Source organism: Ruegeria sp. YKSD179, assembly GCF_059612885.1.
On record NZ_JBXWRL010000030.1, the window covers coordinates 41,188 to 64,100 of the forward strand.

The window sequence follows — 22,913 nt, forward strand, 5'->3', positions numbered from 1 at the left end:
GAGTCAATGAACTGGGGGGAATTTCCCGTATAAACTCTACCAAAACGGAAATTTTTATTAGGTGGGCGGCTACACGAGCGATAGGGTCTACAGAATGTCGACTGGATACCAAAGAAAACTGGCTGCAATAATGGCTGCGGACGTTGTCGGATATTCCCGAATGATGGCCGCAGATGAAACTGGTACTATCGACACTATTCGCCGTCTTAGGACTGAGGTTATCGAACCACTCCTAAAACAGCATGACGGCAGGCTGGTCAAAACGATGGGCGACGGGTTTCTTATCGAGTTCACCTCGGCCGTCTCAAGCGTAAAGGCTGCAATCGAACTGCAGTCTTTATTAAAATCTGACAACGCGGTTGCTCCTGGGAACAGCCAAATTGAGTTACGCATAGGAATTCATGTCGGCGACATCGTGATGGACGAAAATGATATCTTCGGAGACGGTGTAAATGTGGCTGCCAGAATTGAGCCCCTAGTAGCGCCTGGCGGCGTAGGAATTTCAGGCGCCGCCTACCAACAAGTTCAAGGTAAGCTGGATATAGATTGGTTGGATGGAGGTGAACAGAAATTAAAGAACATTACCAACCCCACCCGTTTATGGCACTGGGATAACGGCTCGGAACCGGTCCAATCAGAACCTGAACTAAAACTGCCCGACTTGCCATCTGTCGCCGTTTTGCCGTTCGACAACATGTCGAGCGATCCTGATCAGGACCATTTTGCAGATGGTCTGACCGAGGATTTGATCACCGATCTGTCCAAGGTTTCAGGCCTTTTCGTGGTCGCCAGGAACTCGACTTTTGCCTTCAAGGGTCAAGCGGTAGACATTCCGACGGTCGGACGCCGTCTGGGTGTTGCCAACGTCGTCGAAGGCAGTGTTCGAAAACTTGGTGAGCGCGTGCGAATCAATGTCCAGTTAATCGATGCTAAATCGGGCGGACATATCTGGGCGGACCGCTATGACGGCTTGCTCGCCGAGGTTTTCGAGCTTCAGGACATGGTCTGTGGCGAGGTAGTATCCGCACTTTCTGTAAATCTGACAAAATCAGAGACAGAGCACCTGAGTTCGGTACACACGACCAATATCGAAGCGTACGAATTGTTTGTGCAAGCAAAGGCAACGCCTTTTCCACCGATTCCCGCGAAAATGGCCGCCGCAAGCGAGCTATTCAATAAGGCGGTGGAATTGGCACCTGAGTTTTCCGGCGGGTACGCCGGACTGTCCTGGATAATTGGCTTTGGTGCGCTTTGGGGCCACGGCGACCCTGATGCGCTCGGCGCCCGCGCCGAGGCATTGGCTTACAAAGCGATCGCGCTCGATAAATCCTTTGGCTGGTCCTACACTGCACTCAACCTCGCGCTATTGGTCCAAAGGCGCTTTGACGAGGCGATCGATTCAGCCAAGCAAGGTCTCAGTCTACTTCCCAACGATGCAGACGCTCACGTGATCTATGCCGTTACCAACGGCATGCGAGGCAATCATGACGAGTCGAAAAAAGCAGCAGAAACCGCGTTCAGACTAAGCCCAAATTTCGTGAACGGACCTTATCTGAATGTTGTCTGTCATGCTGCATTCATGGCTGGTCAGTTCCACGCTGCACTTGCCGCTTTTGAGCGAAATGTAGAAAGAGGCGGGCCAGTGGGGCCACCTGCATATTGCTGGGCAGCTGCCTCTTACCACGCCACCGGGCAGTTCGAGAAGGCGGAGGCTATTGTCAAAACGCTAACGACCGGCTTTCCGGACTTCAGACTTTCGGGCTGGAATTTCTTGAAACTCATAGAAAAAGACGCAGATCGCACTCGGATCGAGGCTCAGTTCAAAGACGCGGGCGTGCCTTATTGATCCTCAGTCATTAAACAAGGTGTTGAACCCGCCTCCACCCGCCCATATCGTTCGCGCGCAGCTACACCCAAGCAGGATGATCCAATGACCGAGCAAGTTACACACCCAATGTCCCCGCAGGATTGCCTTGTTGCGATTATGGTTGCGATCTCAGCGTCGGACGAGACAATCCGAACTGCGGAACTGGTAAAAATCGAAGGCGCTGTAAACATGTTGCCGGTTTTTGCGGGTTACGATATCGACCGTACGCGCCGCGTGAGCCAGATCGTCTTTGATTTATTTGAACAAGAAGACGGCTTGGATGCGATGTTTGGCCTTATCCGGGAAAACCTGCCCGAAAGGCTGAATGAAACGGCATATGCGCTGGCTTGCGACGTAGCCGCTGCAGACGGATCACTGGCCGAAACCGAGCTGAGGTTATTAGAAGAAATCCGGTACGAGCTAAGTATCGATAGGCTTCACGCCGCGGCCATCGAACGCGGTGCAAGGGCAAGACACACAGTCTAATTAATACTTCTCATCACACTTTAATGGCATCTACGTTAGCTGCCATACAGCGCACCCCATCTCTCGATCAGGGCGCGCTGCAACTTGCGGGATCTCCGGTTCCAGCTGCGTGCTCCGTCGGGGCGCTCGCGTTTTTCGCGCGGTATCGTTGCTCGATGATTTACGTCTGCAGTGAATATCGCAAAGGCAAGCTCGGATCCCTCGGCAGTTGTTAGGAAACCGCCCAAGCCTGAGACAAAATTTAGTGTTCCTGTCTTCGCATCCACCTTGATCGGGTGGTTTTTAACGACACGGCCCTGACTGTCCGTCAGAGCAAACGGTTTCAACAACGGTCGCAACACCCCTGTCTTACGCGCGGTCACCAAAGCAGCAACCAGATCTGCCGGTGCCATACGAGACATATCGCCAAGACCAGAATGATCTACCATCGCTATCCTGTAGACACCATAGGATTCCGCGGCCCAGCGATTCATCTCCGCCGCAGATTCGGCCAGACTCTGAGGCTCGGCCCCACGCGCGACAGACGCAGCAAGTCCAACCATTTCCGCCGTTATATTGGTCGAGTATTTCAGCATGCCCCGAAGGATACTTTCCAGAGGATCGCTTTGATGCACCACCAATTCTTCGCCGATCGTTACTTCACGCGTCACCTGCACGCGGCCTAATACAATCCCATTTACGCGCGCTAAGGTCCTAAAAACATCACCTGCATAGAGCGCTGGCTTACGAACCGGCAACCAACGCGCACCCCCATCGCCCAACGCGCCCTTTGCAACTGTCCAGCGGTCCTGCCGTGGGCTGGGCGTATATGAATAGATGGGCAATTTACGGTTTTCGACCCGCATTGTGGCCATTTCCACGGCCGGGTTGTACCGTGCACTTCGCGCGTCCATGGTAACGCCATATCCGTTTGCCGAACGTTTCCATTCGAAATGAACGCGATTGAAATTAAGGGATATGCCGCTGATCGCCGGGCTGTAACCCACGTGGTCCGGTTGTCCGGGGTCTATACTGAAAACGTATGGTAGCGCACCGTCAAAAACTTTGAATGCACCACGCACCTCGGTTATCCCCGCCTCGCGCAAGTTGGCCGCCATAGTAGCCAATGCATCGGTATCTAGCAGGGGGTCGCCCCCACCGACTAGTATAAGATCACCGTTGAGGATGCCGTTCTCTATCTGCCCATCTGCAATCAACTTTGTCTCAAACCGAAAATCCGGCCCAAGTACATCTAGTGCATAAAGAGCCGTTAGTGCCTTGGCTACACTGGCAGGCGGCAAAGCCTGTTGGCCGCCAAGCTCTTCGAGTTGAACACCTGTTGCAACGTCGGCGACTGCAAATACTACTTCGCCCTTGAGCTGCGCCTGCCGTACCAGCCTTTCCGCACCGTTGAACTGCTTGCCGCGCAGTTGCGGCCGCAAGGACACAAGGGGCGCACCAGCCCAACTTGTTGCGGGTATCAAGGATGCCCCAACCCCGCCAAGAAAAAATCGACGCGAAAAACGATCAACCATGGGTCAAATAAAATCCCAGAGATTACCGTCAGACAACCATTGAAACGGATTATGCTCCGATTGGGGCTATTCGGGCAACACTCCGCTTGCCCAATCGCCACGCGTACGGATTTCGGTCGAACTGACATCGATCATGGGAACGTTCACAAAGCACCAAGCCGGCGCTGCGCTCCTTCCCAGCAGATGCCGCGCCTGTCCGTCGACCCGGTACTTGCTGTAGACTCTCGCCGCCCGAGACATCCGCGCTGAAATCCTGTCACCCGGGCGAGCGAGCACCCCCACTGCGACGCTATCCATGATCAGCCGCCAGTTTTTCCAGTCGTGGAACTGTGCAAGATTGTCAGCCCCCATAAGCCAAACAAACTTTACTCCCGGGTATAGTCTACGCAACGAGGCCAGCGTGTCTGCCGTGGCTCGTGTTCCCGTCAATGTCTCGACATCTGAGACCTCAACACGCGGATGATTCATGATCAATCGCGCCGCATTAATTCTTTGTTCCAATGGCGCTGGCCCATGTGTTTTCAGCGGATTACCGGGGGACACCAGCCACCAAACCCGATCCAATCCAAAAGCCTTCATTGCCTCCAGCGTTACATGGACGTGCCCGCAGTGCGGCGGATCAAAGGACCCACCGAACAAACCAACGACCTGCCCCGGTCGCGCATATGGAATGGCGCTTCGCAACATCATCTGCTGTTGTTCAGAACTTGGCGGCGTTGTCAATCAACAGGTTGCACCGAGACATCAGCTTAGAACAGAGTATGTCGATCAATTTCAAAAAAAGTAAATGCGCATTCCAAATCTGTTCACAAAGGCCATTTTTTCCGTGCGCATTTAACAATCGGATTGCGTGGCGGTCCGCTTTTCATTTTAACGCTCCAAACCGCTTGCACTTCCATTGGATGTGCCAAACCCTTCAGCAACTGCAACAAGCAAGAAACGCGAAATCATCTGGTTGCCCCGCCCCTCACGCTTGGATATCTAGCGTTTCAACCTATTTCCCCGAACCAGAGGACGCGACATGGCCGCCTATCAATATGTCTACCACATGCAGGGTGTTTCCAAGACTTATCCCGGTGGCAAAAAGTGCTTTGAAAACATTCACCTAAGCTTTCTTCCCGGCGTAAAAATCGGTGTCGTCGGCGTCAACGGCGCGGGTAAATCGACATTGATGAAGATAATGGCAGGCCTCGACAAGGATTTCACCGGTGAAGCTTGGGCCGCCGAGGGTGCAAAAGTTGGCTACCTGCCGCAAGAACCGCAACTGGATGAATCGCTGACCGTCCGCGAAAACGTCATGCTGGGTGTGGCAGAAAAAAAGGCCAAGGTCGATCGTTTCAACGAGATCGCCATGGAGATCGCCGAGAACTATTCGGACGAACTGATGGAAGAGATGACAACCCTACAGGATGCAATCGACGCCGAGAACCTGTGGGACCTCGACAGCCAGATCGACGTTTCGATGGAGGCGCTGCGCTGCCCGCCAGACGATGCTGAAATCGCCAAACTTTCAGGGGGTGAGAAACGGCGCGTGGCGCTCTGTAAGCTGCTGCTCGAAGCGCCCGACATGCTGCTCTTGGACGAACCAACCAACCACTTGGATGCCGAGACCATTGCATGGCTTCAACAGCACCTGATCGACTACAAGGGCACCATCCTGATCGTAACCCACGACCGCTACTTCCTGGATGATATCACAGGATGGATTCTCGAACTCGATCGGGGCCGCGGCATTCCGTACGAGGGTAACTACTCTGCTTGGCTGGAGCAAAAGGCCAAACGGCTGGAGCAGGAAGCCCGCGAGGACAAGTCCAAGCAAAAGACCCTGCAGCGCGAACTGGAATGGATGCGTCAGGGTCAAAAGGCCCGTCAGGCAAAGTCCAAGGCGCGTATCAACGCCTATAACGAACTGGCCGAACAGTCAGAGCGCGAAAAGCTGACCCGCGCCCAGATCGTCATCCCCAATGGCCAGCGCCTCGGCGGTAAGGTGATCGAGGTCGAGGGCCTGTCGAAACATATGGGCGACAAGCAACTGATCGAAGGGCTCGACTTCGCCCTGCCACCCGGCGGCATAGTCGGCGTCATCGGCCCCAACGGCGCTGGTAAATCGACGCTCTTCAAGATGCTGACCGGTCAGGAGCAGCCCGACAGCGGCACCATCACACTGGGCGACACGGTCGAGCTATCCTATGTCGACCAGACCCGCGACGACCTGAAAGACAACGACACCGTGTGGGAAGCAATCACCGGCGGCGCCGAGATCATCCAACTGGGCGATGCGCAGGTCAATTCCCGCGCCTATTGCTCGTCCTTCAACTTCAAGGGCGGCGACCAGCAGAAGAAAGTTTCGCTGCTATCCGGCGGTGAGCGCAATCGCGTCCACATGGCCCGTCTGCTGAAAGAGGGCGGCAACGTCCTGCTTCTCGACGAACCGACCAACGATCTGGACGTTGAAACCCTGCGCGCACTGGAAGACGCGCTGGTCGATTTCGCTGGTTGCGCCGTTGTCATCTCGCACGACCGTTTCTTCCTCGACCGGATTTGTACGCATATTCTGGCCTTTGAGGGAGATGCCCACGTGGAATGGTTCGAGGGCAACTTCGAGGACTATGAAGAGGATAAGAAGCGGCGGTTGGGGCCTGATGCGCTGGAGCCCAAGCGGTTGAAGCATAAGAAATTTGCGCGTTAGATATTCTGGTCGTTCGTTGCGCTGAATTTTCAATTTGGAGTTTCCAGAAATCTTTCTTTGTGGCAACCCGTGCACCAAGAAATGAAGCTGTGATCAGAAAGCAAGTAGAATTGCTTCTGTATTCGTAGCATAATACATTTTACGTTTATCGAAGGCTTCTTCGTTCCATCGGGATTTCAAGGTGTTTGTCATGGTGAATAGTAACGATGCTGTCCGAGATAGAATTCTAGAGCTGTTTGAAAGAATTTACGTAATAAATTTGCCATACCGGACGGACAGAAAGAGACAAATAGAGAAACAACTAAACAAACTCTCTCTGAGTTTTTCAGACAAAGAAGTCATACTTTTCGAGGCAGTTAGGCCTGAATCGGAGGGCAAATGGCCCACTGTCGGAGCGCGTGGATGTTTCATGAGCCACGTCAAATTGTTGAAGAATGCAAAAAAAAATGAATTATCGATCGATTCTTATTCTCGAAGATGACGCTGATTGGTCAGATAGTTTTCTAAGCAATTCAAATGCGGTTGTGGATGAATTGAGTTCATTAAAATTCGACTACCTTCATGGTGGAGATACTGTTGGGAAGACCAACCCTAGATTTAAATCCCTTTCTCCAACGAAGAAGTAGGCCTAACGCATTTTGTTGGGCTTTCAAGAAAAGCAATCTACGGCTTGGTGCCTTATCTTGAAACAATGGCTGAAAGAGAAGCTGGTCATCCTCTTGGCGGCCCGATGCATGTGGACGGAGCGTACAATTGGTTTAGGAAGGACCACCCTGATATTCAATCAATTCTGGCAGTCCCATCGATTGCGGAGCAGCGGCCCTCCAGAACGGATGTGCATGCATTGCATTGGACAGATCGGGCTCCCGTTCTTTCCTCGTTAAAGAATGCATTACGTCCCTTAGTCAACTTTTATAGGAAGAATACGAACTAACACTTTGTTTCGGAAAGCAGGCAATTAGCGCTTTCAAAAACAAAGTTGTCAAATTCAATCTGTATTCGGTCAGATTTTTGAAATATATGATAAGTAGAGAAAAATGAACTCTGACTTTGTAACCTTAGGCAAACTTTTCTCCGAGTTCACGGCAGAAACGAAGAATTTTTAACCCTCAATCCGTTCATTGAGTGTTCTGATTTGCTCTTGCCACACCCAGACCCCAGTGCCATATGCAAAGGGCTAACGTTTTTCTATTTCGACCCACTGTCTCCTTCTACGGCGTTCAGTCATTCGATCCAGACCGACGACGCCAGGCTGCCGCAACCCGTGGGCAGCATTAAAACAGGAGACAACGGATATGCCCGCAGGCACCGTTAAATGGTTCAACGCCACCAAAGGCTATGGTTTCATCGCACCTGAAGAGGGCGGCAAGGATGTGTTTGTACATATCTCGGCCGTGGAACGCTCGGGCCTGACCGGTCTGGCCGATAACCAAAAAGTCACATACGAGCTGAGTTCGGGTCGTGACGGACGCGAAAGCGCTGACAATATCGAGCTGGCATAAGCTTCTGACAGGGCAAAGAAAAACTTTGCCCTGATCTTCAAAACTCGCACGAAGGTCCATTTTTTGTGTGACCTTCGGGTGACATCAAATTTCGGTGACGTTGCCTCAAGATTGTCCAAATCGTCTATCATGATGAAATTACGGTTATGATTTCTTGGTAGATTAATGAGGCCCACCATGTTTACCCGTCGTACTTTTCTGGCCACATCGGCTACGGCCAGCTTGTTGCCAAGTCTGGTCAACGCCAAGAAAGCCACTGAATATGATCCGACCCCGCAATTCGTTCGGATCAAGAAAGAGTTTCAGCCCGGTCAGTTGCTGGTCGTGCCACGCTCATTCTATTTGTATTTCGTCACCGAACCCCGCAAGGCAATCCGTTATGGCTGTGGTGTAGGTAGGGCTGGTTTGGAATTCACCGGAACAGCAACGATCGATGTCAAAAAAGAATGGCCAACCTGGCGTCCGACCGAAGAGATGATCGAGCGTGAACCGGTGACTTATGCCAAGTTCAAGGATAACGACTATGTCCAACCCGGCGGAAACGACAATCCGCTTGGCGCACGCGCCTTGTACTTGTTCCAGAACGGGGTCGATACGTACTTCCGCATTCACGGAACGACACAACCCCAGACCATTGGGCGGGCGGCATCAAATGGGTGTATCCGTATGCTCAATGAGCATGTGATCGACCTATATGCGCGCGTACCGATTGGAACTGTTGTAACTGTGGTCTGACGCAGTTACGGAGCAGACCAGTCCACATCTTTAGCCTGCTCAATACGCAGCAGCCCGTTTGGCCACGGGCGCGCCAAAGACTTTGCCTGATCTTCAGTGCCTGTCAGCCAAGCTTGCACCTCTTCAGTTTTCAGCAGTACGCCCATTCGATGGTGGATTGGCTTCAGATCTTCATTGGGTTCGCAAGTCACAGCAGCGCATTGATCCACTCGAAGCCCACCCGGAGCCTGCCAGCTGTCTGTAATTGCCGCAAAGAAAAGTAGAGCGCCATCGACTGAACTAATACGCCAAGCGGTCTTGCGACGCTTTTCTCCTGTCCATTCGTACCAGCCGTCCACCGGAATAACCGCGCGGCCGACATCAGAAAATGCCGATTTATCAAACACTGTTTCGGATCGAGCATTGATAATGGTTTCCATTACGGGGCGGCCACGCGCGTTTACACGACCTACCGGGATCATTCCCCATCGCATCAAAACAAGGTTGTCCCCGTTGAAGACGATCACTTCCTGACCGGGCTGTATATTCCGGCGTGGCGGTTGCGTTGACATCGTATTCTGCGTGCTCAATGCGTCTGCGATCTCGGAAACAGGTCTTGTCAGAAAAAGGCGCCCCGGCATTACTCAATCCTGCTTTGTTGCATCGACGAGTTCCAAAACGATCGGGCCTAGAGCTTCAACTATCCGAGCCACACCCTCTGAGTTTGGGTGAATGCCATCGGATTGCATGAACTGGTTTGCGGCGCGTAAGTCACCGCCTGCCTGTAACCCTTCGAAAAAGCTGTCTGCATACAACACCTGATATTGTTGCGCCAAATCCGGGAAAATAGCATCAAAAGTCTGTTTATAATCAGGGCCATAATTTCCGGGTGCCTGCATGCCAATCAATAAAACCTCGACGTCTGCTTCCTGAGCGGATGACAAAATTGCCTCGACATTTGCGCGTGAGACAGAGGGGTCGATACCCCGCAGCAGATCGTTGCCTCCTAGCGCCACGATCATGCCGTCTACCTCGGGCGTCAAAGTCCATCCAACCCGTGCCGCACCGCCTGCCGTTGTGTCACCAGAAACGCCTGCGTTGATAAGCCGGACATTTGCGCCTTGATCGACCAACCATCTCTGTAACTGAGGAACAAAACCATCCTGCTCGAGCAATCCAAAACCTTGTGTTAAAGAATCTCCTAGCGCAGCAATAACAACCTGTTCGGCTGTGGCTGCAAAACCGCAACAGACAAAAAGTCCCGACATCAAAGCCTTGCGTATCACTTCTACCGCTCCATATCCCATCCTATCGCCTTTGTTCGGAACAACCGATGACAAAACCAATTCTTGAGCTCCAAAATGCCTCATTATCCTTGGATGGCAATGCCGGCAGAGTGGATATACTGCATGAAATAAACCTGATCGTTACCGAAGGGGAAACTCTGGGTTTGGTTGGGCCTTCCGGTTCGGGAAAATCGTCCCTTTTGATGCTGATGGGCGGGCTGGAACAAGCAACGGGTGGTTCAATACTGGCTCTGGACAATGATCTGACCAACATGGACGAAAACGCTCTGGCGCGGTTTCGCCGCGACACGATGGGCGTGGTCTTTCAAAACTTTCACTTGATACCAACGATGACAGCACTGGAAAATGTTGCCACTCCGCTGGAATTGGCCGGACACAAAGACGCTTTCGCACGTGCTGAATCCGAACTGCAAGCAGTTGGCTTGTCACATCGGAGAGATCACTATCCCGCGCAAATGTCAGGCGGAGAGCAACAACGTGTTGCGCTGGCCCGTGCCGCGGCTCCTCGGCCCCGGATATTGCTGGCCGATGAGCCGACCGGGAACTTGGACGAAAGGAATGGATCTGCAATTATTGAATTGTTGTTCGGATTACGCGATCGGCACGGAGCGACCTTGGTTCTCGTTACACACAGCCATTCGCTCGCCCAGAAATGCGACAGGGTTGTTCGCTTACGCGATGGACGAATTGCCGAGGAAATGAAACGCGAGGCTGCGGAATGAGCTTGCCCTTGGCAGCGCGCCTGTCCCGGCGCGAACTGCGCGGAGGTTTTCAAGGATTTCGGATATTCCTCGCGTGTTTGGCGTTAGGGGTCGCTGCAATTACCGCAGTCGGATCGGTACGTCAGGCGATACAATCAGGGCTAACGCAGGAAGGCGCTACGCTTCTAGGCGGTGAGGCGCAATTGGAATTCACTTATCGATTTGCGACCAAAGACGAACGGGCGTGGATGGATCAAACGGCGCAGGCAGTTTCCGAAGTTGTTGATTTCCGATCTATGGCTGTTACGCGCAAGCCCCAAACGGAACGGGGGCTGACCCAAGTTAAAGCCGTAGATTCCGCCTATCCGCTACTGGGCACCGTCCAGTTAGACCCTCCAATGCCTTTATTTGAGGCATTGGAGGGTGATAACGACCTACCAGGCGCAGTAATGGCACCGGCGCTTATCGATCGGTTGGGCATGTCCACAGGGGAATTATTTGCTCTGGGAACACAGGAATTTATCTTGATGGCGGCCATTGTTGATGAACCCGACGCAGCCGCCGACGGATTTGCCTTGGGGCCTCGAACGTTGGTGCGGACGACTGACTTGCAGGCTTCGGGATTATTGGAACCGGGAACGCTGTTTTCCACTAAGTACCGATTGGATCTGCCGCAAGACAGCGATCTTGCGGCTTTGTCTGTTCAAGCTGGCGACGCGTTTGAGGGAACCGGAATGCGCTGGACCGACGCCCGCAATGGTGCACCTGGTATTGCCGACTTCGTTGCCCGCCTCAGTGCATTTTTGGTGTTAGTCGGGCTGGCAGGATTGGCCGTCGGGGGTATCGGAGTTTCAGCAGCGGTGCGCGCCTATCTAGCAGGGAAAACGGCAACTATCGCGACGTTGCGCACCCTTGGCGCTGACCGTGCAACAATATTCCAAACATACCTGATCCAGATCGGGGTTTTATCCGGAATCGGCATTCTATTGGGTCTGGTTTTGGGCAGTATGCTACCTTTGGTTTTAGCGCCGTTGATCGAAAATCGCTTACCGGTTCCAGCAGTTTTCACGCTCTATCCTGGCCCATTGTTAGAGGCTGCGCTTTACGGAGCATTAACCGCGTTTCTTTTCACTCTTTGGCCATTGGCACGAACTGAAGAAGTCCGCGCAGCGACTCTTTTTCGGGATGCGCTAAGCACAGCCCGCTCCATCCCACGACCCATTTACCTGGTGGCCAATGGCATTGCATTGTCAATTCTGGTTGTCGCAGCAGCATGGTTTACCAACTCTGTCAGATTGACGCTTTGGACAGCAGGAGGAATTGCCGGAGCTTTGCTGTTGTTGTCCATAGCAGCATTTGCAATTCGGTGGTTAGCACGCGTCGGTGGCCGTCGATCACGCGGTCACGCTCCGTTACGATGGGCTCTTTCCGCGATCTCGGGGCAGAAAGAGGGGGCTGGGTCAGTCGTTTTATCACTCGGGTTGGGCCTGTCTGTTTTGGCGGCGGTAGGACAGATTGACGGCACATTACGTAATGCCATTTCTGGCAATTTGCCGGACGTGGCGCCTTCTTACTTTTTTGTCGACATCCAAAAAGATCAAATGTCCGGTTTTTCAGAACGTCTGGAATCAGACCCTGCTGTAAGCCGCATCGATAGCGCACCCATGCTTCGCGGTATCATAACCCAAATCAACGGTAAGCCAGCGCAAGAGGTCGCAGGAGGTCACTGGGTTCTAGAGGGGGACCGGGGAATAACCTATTCCGAAGATTTGCCCGATAACACGCGTATCACGTCGGGCACTTGGTGGCCTAATGGGTACAATGGGCCACCGCAGGTCAGCTTTGCCGCAGAAGAAGCGCTTGAGATGGGATTGCGCCTTGGCGACGAATTGACTGTGAACATCCTTGGCCGCGATATTACCGCTGAACTTACATCGTTTCGTGAGGTCGACTTCTCGAACGCCGGGATAGGTTTCATTATGTCGATGAACCCTTCTGCACTTGCAGGTGCGCCGCACAGTTTCATCGCGACAGTCTATGCTGAAGAACAGGCTGAGACCTCAATTCTACGTGATTTGGCAGGCAAGTATCCTAACATCACCGCGATTAGAGTGCGGGATGCGATCGATCAGGTATCCGGCCTTTTGGCTGGTCTTGCAGCCGCTACTTCATACGGTGCAGGTATCTCTTTGCTGACCGGTTTTCTGGTTTTGATAGGCGCCGCAGCCGCAGGTGAACCAGCTCGTCGTTACGAGGCAGCAGTTTTAAAGACACTGGGTGCCGACCGAAGAAGCATCCTTACCAGCTTTGCTTTGCGGTCGATCTTGCTGGGTGCCGCAGCTGGGTTGGTTGCTCTATTCACGGGCATATTAGGTGGGTGGGCAGTAGCCAAGTATATTTTTGACACCGAATTCGCGGTCATCTGGCCATCAGCGCTTGCCATCATTTTCACCGGTATATTTGTAACGCTTGGTGCGGGATTGGCCTTTGCATTGCGGCCTCTTTCCGTACGCCCGGCACGCGTGCTGCGGGCGAGCGACTGAACTCAGCGCGCGCAGGCGACAGGCCGGAGTATTTTTAGCAGTGGATCATTGTCACAAACCAGCGCGTCCAGTGTGATCGCGTCCAACGACGCATAAAACACCTCTGCCGCATCTTGCAGCGCCACACGCAATCTACAGGCTTTTGTCAGCGGACACGTATTGTTGGCATCGGCGAAGCACTCTGCAATCGGCAACGCGCCCTCGACATCGCGAAACACCGAACCTATGCGAATCTGATCAGCAGGTACCGCGAGCATCATTCCGCCATTTCGGCCTCGCTGCGTGCTGAGGTATTTTAACTGGCTAAGTTGATTGATGACTTGCGCCAGGTGGTTTTCTGAGATGTTGCAAACTTCGGCAATCTCGGATTTCGTGACCAGCCTGTCTTGATGGGCTGCGCAATACATCAGCAAGCGCACTGCGATATTGGTACGTTTGGTAATTCGCATGGCTTCCTCCCAGAAAGTTGATAACACCTTATTGCATGTCTATGGAAAAAGCGGTTTGACATGCATCAATCGCTCTGAGGACTATCCGGCAAATGGCAGACCCTTATTTCTTTGGTTACGGCAGCCTTGTGAATCTTGCCACGCACGACTTCCCTAACCCGCGACCTGCTCGGCTAAAGGGCTGGCGAAGGGCATGGCGGCACACAGATTTGCGTCCGGTTGCCTTCTTGACGGCGATTCCAGATGCCGAATCCGAGATCGAAGGTATGATCGCGCATGTCCCACGAAATGACTGGAACGCTTTGGATGAACGCGAATGGGCGTATGACCGCGTTTCTGCGACGCAATCAATAACCCATCCCTTAACACATGAAGTCGAAATCGCAGTCTACGCGGTGCCAAATCACAGACATAGCGAGCCGTCAGAAATGCACCCTTTGTTGCTCAGCTACATTGATGTGGTCGTTCAGGGTTACTTGCGTGCATTTGGCCCGGAGGGAGCCGACCGGTTCTTTGCCACAACCGATGGGTGGGATGCACCCATTCTAAATGATCGGCACGAACCCCGTTACCAGCGTCATCAAAAGTTGACTGATTTGGAGTCAAACTTTGTCGATACACGTTTACAAAGCGTTTCCGCAAAGTTGATACAGTCAACTTGAAAACAGAGGCGGGCTCTCCGTTCTACACATCAGCAATGACCAAGTTTTGTAGGTTCAGTTCCGCGCGCGGATAACTTGCAGCAATGGTAGCAAGGTTGCCATCTCCGGCCCTCGTTCCATGCCGGTCAATGCCTTTCGTAACGGCATGAAAAGCCCTTTGCCCTTTCGGCCCGTTACCTCTTTGACAGCTTTGGTCCAATCCCCCCAAGTTTCGCCGTCAAAAGGGCCCTCGGGTAATAGGGCCATCGCCTCTGAAACGAAATCGCGATCTTCATCATCGATCAATGGCTCTGCCCCGTCCTGGCAAAGCTCCCACCAGCCTTTTAGATCAGCCAGTGTTGTGATGTTCTTGCGCGCCATGGCCCAGAATGGCTCGGCCAGTTCTGGGGGAACACCTGCATCTGCGACAGCATCAGAGACTTCGGACAAAGTCAGAGATTGCAAGTGTTTTGCAGTTAACGGGAATAGGTCCTGTACATCAAACTTAGTTGGTGCCGCACCAAAACGGCTGAGATCAAACCCATCTACCAACTCAGCCATATCCGCCCGCAGCTCGACCGGATCAGAAGACCCTAAACGCGCCATCAAGCTTAGTAACGCCATTGGCTGGACACCTTGTTCGCGTAAATCGCGAAGGGCCAGTGTGCCCAAACGCTTGGACAGTGCTTCACCTTGAGGACCAGTCAGCAGCGAATGGTGCGCAAAATTTGGACACTGACCGCCCAGCGCATCGATAATTTGAATCTGAGTTGCCGTGTTAGTCACGTGGTCCGAACCACGCACAACATCAGTCACCCCCATCTCGGTATCATCCACGACAGACGCGATAGTATAGAGAACCTGTCCGTCACCGCGGATCAGCACCGGATCCGACACCGAAGCTGCGTCAATTGAGATGTCACCGAGAATTCCATCGGTCCATTCGATCCGTTCGTGGTTCAGTTTAAAACGCCAAACACCATTGCCACGTTCTGCGCGCAAGGCCTCTTTTTCGGCGTCGGGCAGATTCAGTGCCGCGCGATCATAGACCGGCGGCTTGCCCATATTCAGTTGTTTCTTTCGCTTTAGGTCCAGTTCAGTCGGCGTTTCAAACGCCTCATAAAAGCGCCCTATTTCACGGAGTTTATCCGCGGCTTCGGCATAACGATCCAAACGTTCCGATTGTCTTTCAACCCTATCCCAATTCAGCCCCAGCCATTCAAGGTCTTGCTTTATAGCGTCGACATATTCTTCCTTTGACCGTTCTGGGTCGGTGTCATCGATACGCAAAATGAAAATACCACCCGCTTTTCGGGCAATCAGATAATTCATCAGTGCGGTGCGCAGGTTGCCCACATGGATGTAACCGGTGGGCGACGGGGCAAAACGGGTCGTTGTCATGGATGTCTCCTGTTGGCGCGGCTCTTGTCACACAAGCGCGAATTTGTCCAGCAGCAGCTATCAGGTCGGTTTGACGGGCCAACGAGTATTCAAATCTTCAAGCCCCGCCAAAATAAGTTCGGAAAGAACATCCAGATCAATATCCGAAAGCTTGTTCACGTAAAGGCATGACTTGCCCATCTTGTGCTTTCCCAACCGGGACAGAATGTAATTGAAGTCGTTGTATCCAGGCATGATGTATATCGAATGCGCCGCTTTTCGGGGTGAAAATCCAGTGGCAAGAAAGTCACCCTCGCGACCAGATGAATAGCGGTAATGATATTGCCCATAGCCAACGATGGAAGACCCCCAAATCACCGGTGAAAACCCTGAAACTCGGCGAAACAAGGCATCCAAGGTACGCGCCTCTTGCGCCTTTTTTTCTGGCTCCACGTTTTCCAGAAAATCACCAATCTTCAGATCGGTCGCTACGGTTTTGTTTTTGGATGACGACATAAACAAAAATTAACATGCATTGTTCATTCACGCAGCCCAATTAGCGTAAGTACGAACTGGCAAACGTACCTCGCGGCGCTAGTTCTTTTCTAAATTTACACAGGGAGAAAGCAATATGCCCATCAAATTAACTCGCAGGGGCGCACTGGGCGCTGCAGCCGCTTTGCCTTTTGCCGCCGCAACAGCACCCGTTCTGGCAGCGGGAACAGAAACCAAAGCCAACTCAGCAGTCGCCAAATCCTTTAAACTGGGTGATTTTACTGTGACCACACTTTTGGACGGCAGCCTGCCACGCGACGGAGCCAAGGAAATCTTTGGCGGCGGCGCGACGGACGAGGAATTTGCGAAGGTTTCAGCCGAGAATTTTATTTCTGCCGATGCCGCTCAGTTTTTCTTTACACCTACTTTGGTTAATACTGGGTCTGAATTAATCCTATTCGATACAGGTCTTGGGCAAGGCGGGATTCAAGCCGCGCTTGCCGATGCTGGCGTTACACCTGACCAGATAGACGTGGTGGTTCTAACGCACATGCACCCCGATCACATCGGAGGCATGACTACCAACGACACGGCTACATTTGCGAATGCTCGATATGTAACGGCGGCGCCAGAATACGACTTCTGGTCCGCCCAAGAAGCAGGCAACAGGGTCGGCGATCTGGTGGCTTCAAAAGTGACGCCTTTGGCAGAAAAAATGACCTTTATCGAGGATGGCGCGGACGTAGTGTCCGGCGTGACCGCAATGGCAACCTACGGCCATACTCCCGGTCATATGGTTTATCATCTGGAAAGCAATGGACAACGTCTGATACTCACTGCGGACTTAGCCAACCATTATGTTTGGTCCTTCGCCCACCCTGAATGGGAAGTTCGCTTTGATATGGACAAGGCAGCGGCAACTCAGGCACGCCGCAAGATACTTGGATTACTGGCCGCGGACAAAGTGCCGATGATCGGATATCACATGCCGTTTCCTGCCGCTGGATATGTTGAAACACGCGGCAACGGGTACCGTTTCGTTCCTGTTAGCTATCAGATGATGGGCTAAAGCCTTAATAACCAGGGTCCGGCCGCACCTTCGAGCCATCCGTAAACCGAGACAATCGAAAGGCGGTCGGATCAACACAGGGGTTGGTTTGCAAGGTCAGGTCAGCCGCCAGACGCCCGGCTCCTGGTCCAATCCCAAAGCCGTGGCCGGAAAAACCTGTTGCAATAACCATTCCGGGCATATCGTCAACGCGGGAAATCACTGGAATAGCATCCGGTGTGACGTCAATCATTCCTGCCCAACTTTGGACAATCTCGGTCTTCTCTAAAGCTGGGAAACCGATCCGAGCGCTTTTCCAGGCTGATCGTAGTGCACGTTTTGACGGTTCTGGATCCAGAACCCGGCAGTGCTCAAACGGGGTGACATCCGTCGGCAACCAAGACCGATCCTGCCGCGCCTCTGTTGCCCATCTTCGTGACAGTCGAAAACGTAAGGATCGCCATTCCTGCACAAAAGCCGGTAGGAATTGGAAGCCCAACCGGAAACTATCAGGCACAAGATCCACCGTATTTTCGTGACCGGATGCGATGGTATAGCCGCCATCAACACGTTTTCGGATGGCAAAACTATCGGACCACAATGCGATTTCTGGCCCATCCTCTGCGGAAGAAGTCCGCATTACTGTATTCAGGATTTTGAGTTGCGGTAGATTGATGCCGGCGTTTCCCGCGAACAGACGCGACCATGCTCCGCCCGCCAGCACAACATTCTGACACGCCACCCGCCCACGCTCCGTGAAAACACCGGCCACACGGCCCGCCTGAGTATCGACACTGCGAACAGCACAGTTGGTTACAATTGACGCGCTCTTGTCTCGGGCAGCCTCTGCAATCGCGGGGGCCGCAAATTGTGGTTCTGCCCTTCCGTCCTGAGGCATGTAAAGCCCACAATCAAATTCACTCGTGCTGCCGGGTATTAGCTGTTTCAGTTCAGCGCCTGACACCAGTTTGGCGCCAGTCTGCATACCTTCGACATGTCGCATCCATTTTTCGATTTGTCCGCGCGACCTTGCGCCTGATGCACCAAAAACAATGCCTGAATTCTTGTAACCGGTATTGCGTCCGGTACGGTCTTCGATCCCCTGCCAGATGCTAATGGATCGTTGCATCAATGGTATTTCCCGAGGGTCACGCATACCTAAGCGTACCCAACCCCAGTTGCGCGAGCTTTGCTCGCCGGCAATCTGGCCCTTTTCACAAAGAAGGACAGAGACCCCGCGCTCTGCGAGTTCTAATGCCGTACTGACCCCAATAATACCGCCGCCGATAACAACAACATCGACTTGTTTGGGAAGATTCAGATCCGACTCAATGTGGGTAGTCTTGGGGCCTGGCATTTACACTTGAATTCACGTTCCTGAGGCCGTCATGGAGCCCTAGACAACTGATACTGGCAATGCCAAAAAATCTCAGCCCAAAGATTTACCTCGACGTGTGTCCATTGGGCCAAAGTCCAGCTTTAGTTGGAGTCTTGGAGTTGTACGAACGCGATTGGAATTTACGATTAGCCTGAGAACAAGGTCATCTTCTTAAATGGCGCAACACCTAGGCCTGTTATTGTCTTCGTGTCGCCGAGGCAGTTTGTTCCTGCGCACGATTATCCGTGAAGTTTGAGCCGCTTTGTTTGTCCGATCCGAACGCATCAGGTTTTTCACCGCCCAATATGTCGGCGATCGCCGAGTCGAGGGCGACTTCATCAAGTTCTCGCGCCGCGGACTCCATCGTTTTGTAGCGTGCCGGCGCATGAAGCGGCTTATCGTAACCATCAATCATTTCGACCACCAAAACCCTTAACTGCACCTTGAACAAATGGTGCATTCACACGTTTACGCAGTATTATAATTCTGGCATCTGTCCAGTGGACCCTACCAATCTGCGTCGTGCTCGCCGAATTATAGGCAAAACACTGACGTAAATGTGGCGACAAAAGGGCCAAAATGCAAGTGAACGCTGTGTTTAAGCCGTTGTAATCACTGCGACTTGACAACAATAACAAAAAATGACCATCATTTTCCGCTTTTTCTCAACAATTCTCAAAACGTTTGGAATTTGAAGATATTTCTGATGCTTCAGTTTTTGCAGTCTAACCTTGATCACGCCAACGATTCACAATCGGATAACGACGATCCAGCCAGAATGCGCGTGGCGTAAGCCGAGTACCTGGCGCGGATTGGAAACGCTTGTATTCACTAATGTAAATCAGATGCTCAACCCTCTTGGCATCCGCTGCGTCAATCCCTGCCGAAACGCAATCGGAAACAGAACCGTCCTGATCCACTAAAATTTCAAGAATCGCATCTAGAACAGGATAATCTGGCAGGCTATCGCTGTCTTTTTGATCAGCCCGCAGTTCCGCACTGGGCGGCTTGTCTATAACCGAGTCTCTTATGACCTCACCGCTGGGTCCTTTCATCCAGTCGCGATGATTGTCGTTACGCCAGCGACAGGTTTTGAACACGCGGGTTTTGTACAAATCCTTGATAGGATTATAGCCACCGTTCATATCCCCGTAGATCGTGGCGTAACCCACCGCTACTTCTGACTTGTTGCCAGTTGTCAAAAGCATTTCACCAAACTTGTTTGAAATCGCCATTAGTAACAAACCGCGCAAACGAGATTGGATGTTCTCTTCAGTCAGATCCTCTTCGCAGCCTGAAAACAAAGACGCCAGAGTATTTGTGACCGCTGTGCGCCCCTCGGTAATAGGGACAAAATCATAATGCACCTCAAGCGCCTTGGCCACAGCCTCAGCATCTTCCAAAGAAGCTTGACTCGTAAATTCCGACGGCAACATGACGCAACGCACATTGTCCGCTCCGATGGCGTCGACCGCTATTGCAGCCACCAAGGCAGAGTCAACGCCGCCGGACAGGCCAAGCAACGCCCTTTTGAAACCCGTCTTGTCCATGTAATCGCGCAGAGATTGCACCATTGCTCGGTAATCTTGCTCCCATTCATCGGGTTGAGGCACAATTTCGGCAGGCACTATACGCCAGCCTGCATCTTGTCGGGCCAGGTCAATATGAGTAATCGCCTCGTCAAATACCGGCATCCTGAATGCTAGCTCACCTCCCGGGTTCAGCCCGAACGTGGCTCCGTCAAAGACCTGATCGTCTTGCCCGCCCACCATGTTGAGGTAGATTACCGGTAATCCGGTCTCGACCACACGCGCCACCATCTGATTCAATCGAACGTCATACTTATTACGGAAATAGGGTGAACCATTTGGAATCAACAAAAACTCCGCACCGGTTTCTTCCAATGTCTCCGAGACGTCTTCGTGCCAGCCATCTTCGCAAATCGGACTGCCGATCCGAGTATTGCCGACAGCATATGGTCCGCCCATCGGACCCGAATCGTACAGGCGAACCTCATCAAAAACAGTCTCATTTGGCAGGTGGTGTTTAAGAACCTTGCTGGCGATCCGGCCGCCTTTTAGGATCAGGTAAGCGTTGAACAGCTTATCTTCCTCGACCCACGGCGCACCAATCGCCATCGCCGGTCCGTCAGCACAATCTTGCGCCAGTTTTTCCACCGCATTCATTGCCGCCCTGTGGAACACTGGTTTCATCACCAAATCCTGAGTGTTGTACCCAGTAATGAACATTTCGGGCAGCGCCACCAAATCGGCGTTCGCCTCGTGCGCCTGCCGCCAGGCTTCGGCCGCTATGGCGGCGTTTCCATTAATATCCCCCACAGTGGGGTTAAGTTGCGCCAGGGTAATGCGAAAACGGTCGGCCATTCTTGCTCTCTTGCCCTCTTCTGTCACAAACGCATTTAGCAGATCACGCGGCAAGTGAAAGGCCAATGCGGCAAAAGCCGTTGCCCTGTCACTTGCTGTGTCCTAGTTTTGCGGCAACATACCTAAACGCCAGACACTCGGTAGGCAGGAAAAACCATGAACGTGATCCGTGCATTCATTGCTGTTGCAACCCTTGTTATTGCTGCTCAGTCAGCTAGCGCACAGCAAAGCGGTGAAGTCGTCATAGCCGATGACGAAGTCGGTGGAGTGTACGAAGGCACGTTCGAAAACGGTCTCCGTCATGGAACGGGCACGTATCGTCTGCCAGATGGTTTCGAGTATTCAGGCGAATGGGTCGAAGGTGAAATTCAAGGGCAAGGAACAGCCCGATATGCCAACGGTTCGGTTTATGAAGGCAGCTTTGTAAAGGGCAAACCCGACGGCATTGGCAAAATTATCTTCAATGACGGCGGCACATATGAAGGTGAATGGTCTGGCGGCGCCATCAACGGAACCGGAGTGGCGCAGTACGCGAACGGGATGCGTTATGAAGGCGGCTTCAAGGACGCCCGCCATCATGGCAAAGGCGTTATCACGTCATCAACCGGATACAAGTACGACGGCGATTGGGTCGACGGTGTGAAGCAGGGCAAAGGCCAAATCGATTACGAAGGTGGCGGCACTTACACCGGCGATATCAATGCAGGAAAGCGTCACGGGCAGGGCATTCTGACTATGCCGGACGGTATGATTTACGATGGAACCTGGACCGAGGATCAGATCACAGGAACTGGACGGCTAACTCAGGCTAATGGGGACATCTACGAGGGCGAGCTTCTCAATGGGCGCCGTCATGGGAACGGGAAAGCAACATATGCCAACGGTGCAACATACCAGGGCCAATACTCGGATGATCGCCGCCACGGCAATGGGCGCTTTTTGGGAACTGACGGCTTCGATTACAACGGCGAATGGGCCGATGGTCAAATCGAAGGTTTTGGCGAACTGAAATATCCGGACGGCGCGGTGTACATCGGAGATTTCAGCGCCGACCTGCCCCATGGAAAGGGCGTTCAGACATATCCAGATGGCACCGTTTATGATGGCGACTGGATTGCCGGAGTTTTCGAAGGCACTGGTAAAGCGACTTATCCCAGCGGAGTTGTTTACTCTGGCCAGTTCAAAAACGGGCGAAACCACGGTTCTGGAGTTCTGACTTTCGCAGATGGGTACCGTTACGATGGCGAATGGGTCGATGGCGTTCGGCAGGGAGATGGTACAGCAACCTACTCAGACGGCACGGTTTATACTGGAGAATTCGTAAATGGACAGCGTCACGGTCAAGGCGAAATCACAATGTCTAACGGTTTCATATATACCGGAGAATGGAATGAGGGAAAAATTACCGGAAAAGGCAAAGCAACTTATTCTAACGGTGACGTCTACGAAGGCAATTTTATAGATGCAAAGCGCCAGGGAACCGGGACGATGCAGTATGCAAACGGCCAGGTTGAGACAGGGGTTTGGAATGACGGAGTGCTGGAAAACGGCACAGACGCTCAGGCCCCCTCTCCTTCAACCGACCCTGAACAAAGTCCAACCCCCGTCGAACAAGTTGAAGACGCGGAGACAAGTGACGGCTAGTGCCAGCGCTACCAAGGGATGGGTTTACCAGCCCAGTCAAAAAAACCGCCCGTTTCCGCAGCGGACAAATGATCAATCACCGCCAGCAAGTTTTGCGCTGCTTGTTCGGGCGTAACTGCCGGGTGGCGGGCAAGATACTTTTCAGTGAATGTTGTTTTTACAGTTCCGGGG

21 protein-coding genes and 1 pseudogene are annotated in these 22,913 nt (G+C 52.7%); 11 read left to right on the top strand and 11 right to left on the bottom strand.

From position 1 onward, the window contains the following. The first annotated feature begins 94 nt into the window (after positions 1 to 94). Together AC2FNE_RS14605 and AC2FNE_RS14610 are read left to right on the top strand one after the other, a co-directional pair. Complete coding sequence (locus AC2FNE_RS14605) at positions 95 to 1,846, top strand: adenylate/guanylate cyclase domain-containing protein (protein WP_496805667.1); 1,752 nt, start codon at positions 95 to 97, stop codon at positions 1,844 to 1,846. 84 nt (positions 1,847 to 1,930) lie between these two features. Next, positions 1,931 to 2,353 carry a tellurite resistance TerB family protein gene (locus AC2FNE_RS14610; RefSeq protein ID WP_170475176.1) on the top strand — a complete coding sequence of 141 codons (423 nt, stop codon included), beginning with the start codon at positions 1,931 to 1,933 and terminating at the stop codon, positions 2,351 to 2,353. A 35-nt stretch (positions 2,354 to 2,388) separates the two neighbouring features. Here the strand turns inward: AC2FNE_RS14610 and dacB are convergent, their stop codons facing one another. Both dacB and AC2FNE_RS14620 read right to left on the bottom strand, forming a co-directional pair. After that, complete coding sequence (gene dacB, locus AC2FNE_RS14615) at positions 2,389 to 3,867, bottom strand: D-alanyl-D-alanine carboxypeptidase/D-alanyl-D-alanine endopeptidase (RefSeq protein ID WP_170475173.1); 1,479 nt, start codon at positions 3,865 to 3,867, stop codon at positions 2,389 to 2,391. Positions 3,868 to 3,933: 66 nt separating this feature from the next. After that, the gene (locus AC2FNE_RS14620) at positions 3,934 to 4,551 is read right to left on the bottom strand and encodes a nicotinate-nucleotide adenylyltransferase (protein WP_170606223.1); all 618 of its coding nucleotides are present in this window, start codon (positions 4,549 to 4,551) and stop codon (positions 3,934 to 3,936) included. Between the two features lie 337 nt (positions 4,552 to 4,888). Here AC2FNE_RS14620 and ettA point away from each other — a divergent pair, with 337 nt between their 5' ends. The 4 genes from ettA to AC2FNE_RS14640 all read left to right on the top strand — a co-directional run bounded on the left by ettA (position 4,889) and on the right by AC2FNE_RS14640 (position 8,793). Continuing rightward, on the top strand, positions 4,889 to 6,556 hold the full coding sequence (gene ettA / locus AC2FNE_RS14625; RefSeq protein ID WP_496805668.1) for an energy-dependent translational throttle protein EttA: 1,668 nt from the start codon (positions 4,889 to 4,891) through the stop codon (positions 6,554 to 6,556). Positions 6,557 to 6,746: 190 nt separating this feature from the next. After that, positions 6,747 to 7,037: a glycosyltransferase family 25 protein gene (locus AC2FNE_RS14630; RefSeq protein ID WP_496805669.1), complete on the top strand. Its 291-nt coding sequence runs from the start codon at positions 6,747 to 6,749 to the stop codon at positions 7,035 to 7,037. 814 nt (positions 7,038 to 7,851) lie between these two features. Beyond that, positions 7,852 to 8,058, top strand: coding sequence for a cold-shock protein (locus tag AC2FNE_RS14635; RefSeq protein WP_170475162.1), 207 nt, complete (start codon positions 7,852 to 7,854; stop codon positions 8,056 to 8,058). A 177-nt stretch (positions 8,059 to 8,235) separates the two neighbouring features. Next, a complete protein-coding gene (locus AC2FNE_RS14640) occupies positions 8,236 to 8,793 on the top strand; it encodes a L,D-transpeptidase (protein ID WP_170475158.1) in 558 nt (185 codons plus the stop codon). Positions 8,794 to 8,798: 5 nt separating this feature from the next. Here the strand turns inward: AC2FNE_RS14640 and AC2FNE_RS14645 are convergent, their stop codons facing one another. Beyond that, a complete protein-coding gene (locus tag AC2FNE_RS14645) occupies positions 8,799 to 9,413 on the bottom strand; it encodes an SOS response-associated peptidase (protein WP_496805670.1) in 615 nt (204 codons plus the stop codon). A 3-nt stretch (positions 9,414 to 9,416) separates the two neighbouring features. After that, the gene (locus AC2FNE_RS14650; protein WP_170606221.1) at positions 9,417 to 10,079 is read right to left on the bottom strand and encodes an arylesterase; all 663 of its coding nucleotides are present in this window, start codon (positions 10,077 to 10,079) and stop codon (positions 9,417 to 9,419) included. Between the two features lie 26 nt (positions 10,080 to 10,105). On the opposite strand from AC2FNE_RS14650, the gene AC2FNE_RS14655 reads away from it, so the two are divergent. After that, on the top strand, positions 10,106 to 10,801 hold the full coding sequence (locus AC2FNE_RS14655) for an ABC transporter ATP-binding protein (RefSeq protein ID WP_170606110.1): 696 nt from the start codon (positions 10,106 to 10,108) through the stop codon (positions 10,799 to 10,801). Next, complete coding sequence (locus AC2FNE_RS14660; RefSeq protein WP_496805671.1) at positions 10,798 to 13,323, top strand: ABC transporter permease; 2,526 nt, start codon at positions 10,798 to 10,800, stop codon at positions 13,321 to 13,323. The genes AC2FNE_RS14655 and AC2FNE_RS14660 overlap by 4 nt, the downstream gene beginning before the upstream one ends. 2 nt (positions 13,324 to 13,325) lie before the next feature. Here AC2FNE_RS14660 and AC2FNE_RS14665 read toward each other — a convergent pair whose 3' ends face one another. Then, on the bottom strand, positions 13,326 to 13,772 hold the full coding sequence (locus AC2FNE_RS14665; protein ID WP_496805672.1) for an RrF2 family transcriptional regulator: 447 nt from the start codon (positions 13,770 to 13,772) through the stop codon (positions 13,326 to 13,328). Positions 13,773 to 13,864: 92 nt separating this feature from the next. Here AC2FNE_RS14665 and AC2FNE_RS14670 point away from each other — a divergent pair, with 92 nt between their 5' ends. Beyond that, the gene (locus tag AC2FNE_RS14670) at positions 13,865 to 14,434 is read left to right on the top strand and encodes a gamma-glutamylcyclotransferase family protein (RefSeq protein ID WP_170606106.1); all 570 of its coding nucleotides are present in this window, start codon (positions 13,865 to 13,867) and stop codon (positions 14,432 to 14,434) included. A 54-nt stretch (positions 14,435 to 14,488) separates the two neighbouring features. On the opposite strand, the gene gltX is transcribed toward AC2FNE_RS14670, so the two are convergent. Continuing rightward, positions 14,489 to 15,814 (bottom strand): glutamate--tRNA ligase, encoded by a 1,326-nt coding sequence (gltX, locus tag AC2FNE_RS14675; protein ID WP_170606104.1) that lies wholly within the window; start codon positions 15,812 to 15,814, stop codon positions 14,489 to 14,491. A gap of 60 nt (positions 15,815 to 15,874) precedes the next feature. After that, positions 15,875 to 16,309: a DUF1801 domain-containing protein gene (locus AC2FNE_RS14680; RefSeq protein ID WP_496805673.1), complete on the bottom strand. Its 435-nt coding sequence runs from the start codon at positions 16,307 to 16,309 to the stop codon at positions 15,875 to 15,877. A gap of 115 nt (positions 16,310 to 16,424) precedes the next feature. Here AC2FNE_RS14680 and AC2FNE_RS14685 point away from each other — a divergent pair, with 115 nt between their 5' ends. Next, the gene (locus tag AC2FNE_RS14685; protein ID WP_496805674.1) at positions 16,425 to 17,357 is read left to right on the top strand and encodes an MBL fold metallo-hydrolase; all 933 of its coding nucleotides are present in this window, start codon (positions 16,425 to 16,427) and stop codon (positions 17,355 to 17,357) included. A gap of 4 nt (positions 17,358 to 17,361) precedes the next feature. On the opposite strand, the gene AC2FNE_RS14690 is transcribed toward AC2FNE_RS14685, so the two are convergent. From AC2FNE_RS14690 to AC2FNE_RS14700, 3 genes are all read right to left on the bottom strand, one after another. After that, the gene (locus tag AC2FNE_RS14690; protein ID WP_496805675.1) at positions 17,362 to 18,693 is read right to left on the bottom strand and encodes an NAD(P)/FAD-dependent oxidoreductase; all 1,332 of its coding nucleotides are present in this window, start codon (positions 18,691 to 18,693) and stop codon (positions 17,362 to 17,364) included. Positions 18,694 to 18,910: 217 nt separating this feature from the next. Further along, the gene (locus AC2FNE_RS14695) at positions 18,911 to 19,129 is read right to left on the bottom strand and encodes a hypothetical protein (protein WP_170610875.1); all 219 of its coding nucleotides are present in this window, start codon (positions 19,127 to 19,129) and stop codon (positions 18,911 to 18,913) included. A 310-nt stretch (positions 19,130 to 19,439) separates the two neighbouring features. Further along, on the bottom strand, positions 19,440 to 21,098 hold the full coding sequence (locus AC2FNE_RS14700; protein ID WP_170606096.1) for an NAD+ synthase: 1,659 nt from the start codon (positions 21,096 to 21,098) through the stop codon (positions 19,440 to 19,442). A 156-nt stretch (positions 21,099 to 21,254) separates the two neighbouring features. On the opposite strand from AC2FNE_RS14700, the gene AC2FNE_RS14705 reads away from it, so the two are divergent. Then, the gene (locus AC2FNE_RS14705) at positions 21,255 to 22,742 is read left to right on the top strand and encodes an MORN repeat-containing protein (protein ID WP_170606094.1); all 1,488 of its coding nucleotides are present in this window, start codon (positions 21,255 to 21,257) and stop codon (positions 22,740 to 22,742) included. An 8-nt stretch (positions 22,743 to 22,750) separates the two neighbouring features. Here AC2FNE_RS14705 and AC2FNE_RS14710 read toward each other — a convergent pair. Further along, positions 22,751 to 22,913: pseudogene (locus tag AC2FNE_RS14710) on the bottom strand (C factor, cell signaling protein); the annotation flags it as partial.

Bases quoted from the DNA above. Each gene is read 5' to 3' on its own strand.
- AC2FNE_RS14700 (WP_170606096.1), bottom strand. From the start codon at position 21,098: ATGGCCGACCGTTTTCGCATTACCCTGGCGCAACTTAACCCCACTGTG.
- AC2FNE_RS14630 (WP_496805669.1), top strand. From the start codon at position 6,747: ATGGTGAATAGTAACGATGCTGTCCGAGATAGAATTCTAGAGCTGTTT.
- AC2FNE_RS14670 (WP_170606106.1), top strand. From the start codon at position 13,865: ATGGCAGACCCTTATTTCTTTGGTTACGGCAGCCTTGTGAATCTTGCC.
- AC2FNE_RS14655 (WP_170606110.1), top strand. From the start codon at position 10,106: ATGACAAAACCAATTCTTGAGCTCCAAAATGCCTCATTATCCTTGGAT.
- AC2FNE_RS14635 (WP_170475162.1), top strand. From the start codon at position 7,852: ATGCCCGCAGGCACCGTTAAATGGTTCAACGCCACCAAAGGCTATGGT.
- dacB (WP_170475173.1), bottom strand. From the start codon at position 3,867: ATGGTTGATCGTTTTTCGCGTCGATTTTTTCTTGGCGGGGTTGGGGCA.
- AC2FNE_RS14640 (WP_170475158.1), top strand. From the start codon at position 8,236: ATGTTTACCCGTCGTACTTTTCTGGCCACATCGGCTACGGCCAGCTTG.
- AC2FNE_RS14660 (WP_496805671.1), top strand. From the start codon at position 10,798: ATGAGCTTGCCCTTGGCAGCGCGCCTGTCCCGGCGCGAACTGCGCGGA.
- AC2FNE_RS14645 (WP_496805670.1), bottom strand. From the start codon at position 9,413: ATGCCGGGGCGCCTTTTTCTGACAAGACCTGTTTCCGAGATCGCAGAC.
- AC2FNE_RS14690 (WP_496805675.1), bottom strand. From the start codon at position 18,693: ATGCCAGGCCCCAAGACTACCCACATTGAGTCGGATCTGAATCTTCCC.
- AC2FNE_RS14610 (WP_170475176.1), top strand. From the start codon at position 1,931: ATGACCGAGCAAGTTACACACCCAATGTCCCCGCAGGATTGCCTTGTT.
- AC2FNE_RS14680 (WP_496805673.1), bottom strand. From the start codon at position 16,309: ATGTCGTCATCCAAAAACAAAACCGTAGCGACCGATCTGAAGATTGGT.
- gltX (WP_170606104.1), bottom strand. From the start codon at position 15,814: ATGACAACGACCCGTTTTGCCCCGTCGCCCACCGGTTACATCCATGTG.
- AC2FNE_RS14605 (WP_496805667.1), top strand. From the start codon at position 95: ATGTCGACTGGATACCAAAGAAAACTGGCTGCAATAATGGCTGCGGAC.
- AC2FNE_RS14650 (WP_170606221.1), bottom strand. From the start codon at position 10,079: ATGGGATATGGAGCGGTAGAAGTGATACGCAAGGCTTTGATGTCGGGA.
- AC2FNE_RS14685 (WP_496805674.1), top strand. From the start codon at position 16,425: ATGCCCATCAAATTAACTCGCAGGGGCGCACTGGGCGCTGCAGCCGCT.
- AC2FNE_RS14695 (WP_170610875.1), bottom strand. From the start codon at position 19,129: ATGATTGATGGTTACGATAAGCCGCTTCATGCGCCGGCACGCTACAAA.
- ettA (WP_496805668.1), top strand. From the start codon at position 4,889: ATGGCCGCCTATCAATATGTCTACCACATGCAGGGTGTTTCCAAGACT.
- AC2FNE_RS14705 (WP_170606094.1), top strand. From the start codon at position 21,255: ATGAACGTGATCCGTGCATTCATTGCTGTTGCAACCCTTGTTATTGCT.
- AC2FNE_RS14665 (WP_496805672.1), bottom strand. From the start codon at position 13,772: ATGCGAATTACCAAACGTACCAATATCGCAGTGCGCTTGCTGATGTAT.